General features: G+C 65.1%; 4 protein-coding genes. All 4 read right to left on the bottom strand.

The genetic code is table 11. The features are described 5' to 3' along the window. On the bottom strand, positions 1 to 274 hold a 274-nt coding region (locus AC2VOP_RS12780), incomplete at its 3' end, for an adenylate/guanylate cyclase domain-containing protein (protein ID WP_486961316.1). Positions 275 to 276: 2 nt separating this feature from the next. Further along, positions 277 to 3423: an ATP-binding protein gene (locus AC2VOP_RS12775; protein WP_486961315.1), complete on the bottom strand. Its 3147-nt coding sequence runs from the start codon at positions 3421 to 3423 to the stop codon at positions 277 to 279. Between the two features lie 79 nt (positions 3424 to 3502). After that, a complete protein-coding gene (locus tag AC2VOP_RS12770; RefSeq protein ID WP_486961314.1) occupies positions 3503 to 3724 on the bottom strand; it encodes a hypothetical protein in 222 nt (73 codons plus the stop codon). Next, positions 3721 to 4044 (bottom strand): PIN domain-containing protein (locus AC2VOP_RS12765; protein ID WP_486961313.1); only part of this gene is annotated, 324 nt, incomplete at its 5' end. The genes AC2VOP_RS12765 and AC2VOP_RS12770, both read right to left, overlap by 4 nt.

The following is a 4044-nucleotide window of genomic DNA, read 5'->3' as shown; positions in this document are numbered from 1 at the left end:
CACCGAACACCGCCATGATCCCGTCGCCGGTGAACTTGTCCACCGTCCCGCCATAGCGCTGCACCACCGCCGCACACCGGTCACACAACCCGGTCATCATCTCGCGCAACCGCTCGGCACCCACCGCCGCCGCGATATCCATCGAATGCACCACATCGGCGAATAACACCGTCACCTGCTTGAACTCGGCTGACGTGGGCGCTGCGATAGGTGCGCCACACCGCGAACAGAACCGCGCATCATCCTGCAACTCGGTGGCACACGCCGCACACACGGTCACGTCATCGCCTCCGCCAGCGCGATATGCCCCTCGAACCCGAGGTCGGTTGCCATCGTGCGGTAGCGGGCCGCGAAATCCCGGTAGCGCACCTCGTCGCCGCGTACACGCGCCAGCAGCGCCCGCAGCCGGAGCAGGGTGAGGTCTCGCAACACGTAATCGCCACTCAGCGGAGCGGCGGCCAAACGGTCGATCACCGCTTGGACTTCATCCAGATCGTCGCTGCTGCCGCGGTCTACGAGCAACGCACCCAAAATCCCAGCCGCCCCAGCGCAGTATCCGTGCTGCCCGGCAGCGAAACAGTCATTGAGCGCGCGCCGAGCCAGCGGTATCGCCTGATCGAGATCTCCCCGCCTGCCTAACGCAAGCGCAGTCCACATGTCGATGCACCGAATCTCGGATAAGTAGAAACGGCCCTGGGCGCACATGTCGCGAAGCTGTCCCAGTAGTTCAAGCGGTCGCTCATCGTCTGGTGATTCCTCGTACAGCAGAGCTGTTATCAGCGACCACATAGCCATACCGAGAGCGATGTCGTCAGCGGACCGCTCGGCGACGCTCAATGCTTCATCGATGTCCCGCCGCGCGTCGTCGTCGGGCAGCAGTACCCCATTGAGTACCGCCGCACCGTACGTCCAGGTAACACAAATGCAGTAGGTCAGCGGGTCGGCGCTGCGGGCCATCGCGATGGCATGGTCAATGTCTTCCCGCCATCCAGAGCGGCCCAACGCCCAGCGGGCGAAACCCCTGGAGGCCAAGGCGAACGCCAACGGTGACCCGATAATGAAGTTCCCTTTGGTGGGATCGCCCTCGGCGAAGTCGATGATCGCTTGCGACCACCGCAGCACATCCGCCATCTCACCGGTCGCGACCTTGACTGCGATCGATGTGATAGATAGCCCGACTGTCAGTACCGGATCGCCGATCGACTCGACAAGAGCCAGGTGTTGGGAGGCCACCTTCGACGCCGCAAACAGCTGCCCATGAAAATAATGTTCACCGACCAGCCCGGCCATCCCTGCCGCCAGCGACGCCTTGTCCCCGGCAGTCGAGCACAACTGCTGCAACTCGTCAAACCTCAATCCGGCAACAGGAACCCGACTTCGGAACCCGTTGGCGCAGATCAGCGTGCGCGGAGCGATACGCATCGCCAGCTTGTCCGGGTCATCCGCGGGCAATGCATCGGCGATCTGACGGGCCCGCTCCCAGCTCACCTGGGCCGCAGCGATATTGCGGTTGGTCGACCAGGCGCCGGCGCGCATGTGCCAGGAGTACGCCGCCCGCAGGTCACCGGCGGCTTTCAGGTGCTCGGCGATCAGCGCTGCGTTGGCGTCGGCTGCTGTCGGGTCGTGTGCTTCGATGACGGCGGCGAGGCGCCGATGCAGCGCGGCGCGGTCGGACTTGAGCTGCGATTCATAAGCCACCGTTCGGATCAGCGGGTGATGGAATGCGTATTCGGCGTGCGGGGTGAATCTGACCTGATCGATCAACTCGGCTTTCACCAGGTCGTTGAGCGCCGGGCCGATGTCCAGGTCCACCAAAAGGTCTACGCTGAACCGCGATCCGATCACCGCAGCGGCGCGCAGCGTCTGCTTGGCAGCCGGTTCCAGCCGGTCGATGCGGGCGGCGATGGTGGCCTGCAGAGTCGCCGGCACACTCACCTCGTCGGGCGCACCGGAAAGCAGGTAGGCGCCTCGCGTTCCCCGTAGCACACCGCGTTCAGCAAGATCCCGCACGATCTCCTGAGCAAAGAACGGATTCCCACCAGCGCGCTCGCCAATCACACCAGCCAACTCGCCCACCGACGGATCCGGGCCAAGCAACTCGGTGATCAACGCCGATGATTCCGAATCGCTCAGTGGTGCAAGGGCAATCGCTTGAGCACCGGCCAGCCGGGACAACGCGCCGTGGTATTCCGGACGGTAGGTGATCACCACCAGCGACGGGGTTTGCGGGATCACCGCCATGAACTCGGCCAACATCGACTCGCTGACCTCGTCGATCCAGTGCGCATCCTCGATCACATAGACCCGCGGTGACGTGCGTGCCAGCGTGGTCGCATTGACCAGCCCGGTCAATCGCCGCCGCCGCGCATCAGGATCGATCCGGGGCAGTTCGACATCGGGATCGGCAATACCGAGCAGATCGTCGAACAGCAACAGATCCTGCTCATCGGCATCGGGGACTCGGACCCGCAGCGCCGCCCGGGCAGTGCTGCGGTCCAGGTCGACCACCCCGGTAGCCGCGCGCAGCAGCGCCGCCACCACATGAAACGGGATCTCGGCGGCGTGGGCCTCACAGAACGTGGTGAACACCTCGACACCACGGTCGGCGGCCATGGCGGCCACCTCGCGGGCCAGCCGGCTTTTGCCGATCCCCGGTGGTGCGACCACGCCGACCACCCCGCCGCGGCCGTCGATGGCCCGCTCCAGCATCGCCTCCATAGCCGTCAGCTCCCAACGCCGACCGACCAGGCTCGCCTCCGTACGCCCGACCGCCTCGTGGTGCGATTCCACCGCCAACAGCCGACGTGCCCGCACCGGCTCGGCGGCGCCCTTGATCTGCACCAACTCCGGCTCAGCCAACACCACCCGACCCTCGACCAACCGCGCGGTCGATTCGCTGAGCAGCACCCCACCCGGCGGAGCCACCGACTCCATCCGCTGCGCCAGTCCGACCTGGGCGCCGATCGCGGTATAACCGCCCGGCCCAGAACCAATCTCACCGGCGACCACCTCACCGGAGTTCAGGCCGACCCGTAGCTGCAGCCCAACATCACCGGCCGCAGCGGTCCCGCGTTGGATCTCCAACGCCGCCAGACACGCCCGCAGCGCATGGTCCTCCAACGCGACGGGCGCACCGAAAACCGCCATGATCCCGTCGCCGGTGAACTTATCCACCGTCCCGCCAAACCGCTGCACCACCGCCGCACACCGGTCACACAACCCGGTCATGATCTCGCGCAACCGCTCGGCACCCACCGCCGAAGCGATATCCATCGAATGCACCACATCGGCGAATAACACCGTCACCTGCTTGAACTCGGCCGGGCTGGTGACCGCAGTCATCGGCGAACCACAGGAGTGGCAAAACCGCGCATTCTCCAGTGATGCAGTGCCACACATTCGGCACGCGGTTGTCGTCGTCATCATGAGGCAGCCAATCCGTGGATCGCTCCGTCCAGGATAAGCTTTTTTCCTTGATACGCGACTTTTGTTTACCTGAATATCATAGTAGCGACGTCAGCGGGAAGATTTCACCTGACGCGCTGTTCACCAGCGCAGCGCGATCCAGCCGGGCTCGCAGCGGCACCATGTCGAACACCGTCGCCGCCACCAGCGGCAGCTCGTCCTGTCTTGCTCGCGGTGCCAGCGAACAGTGCGGCAGCCAGGTGCCGGGCCGGTAGTGCTTGTGCAATTCGGCGCCGGTCGGTCGAACGGCCGGTTTCACAACGCTTCGCCGGGGCTTACGACCGGCAGCCCGAGGGCGCTCGCGGCGGCGGCGAGGCGCTTGTCGTACACGACCATCGCGGCCAACGGCGCCGTTGCCCCCGCGGTTTGAGCAGTGGCGAGGTGGACCGCGTCCAGCGAGCGCAATGCGGCTTCGGGGTACGCTGCTGCCGTCGAGCGGATGACTGAATCGATTTCAAAGCGGTCCAACCTGGCCAACACCATCGGTACTTCAGGCAGCCCCTCTGGTGCGACGGCCCGAACAGCTCTCGGCAACTCGACTTCGGTCAACGCAGATGTGATCCAACGCATGTCGATATG

This window comes from Mycobacterium sp. TH-M106 (assembly GCF_057473765.1).
This window is presented reverse-complemented; position numbering and strand designations above follow the sequence as displayed.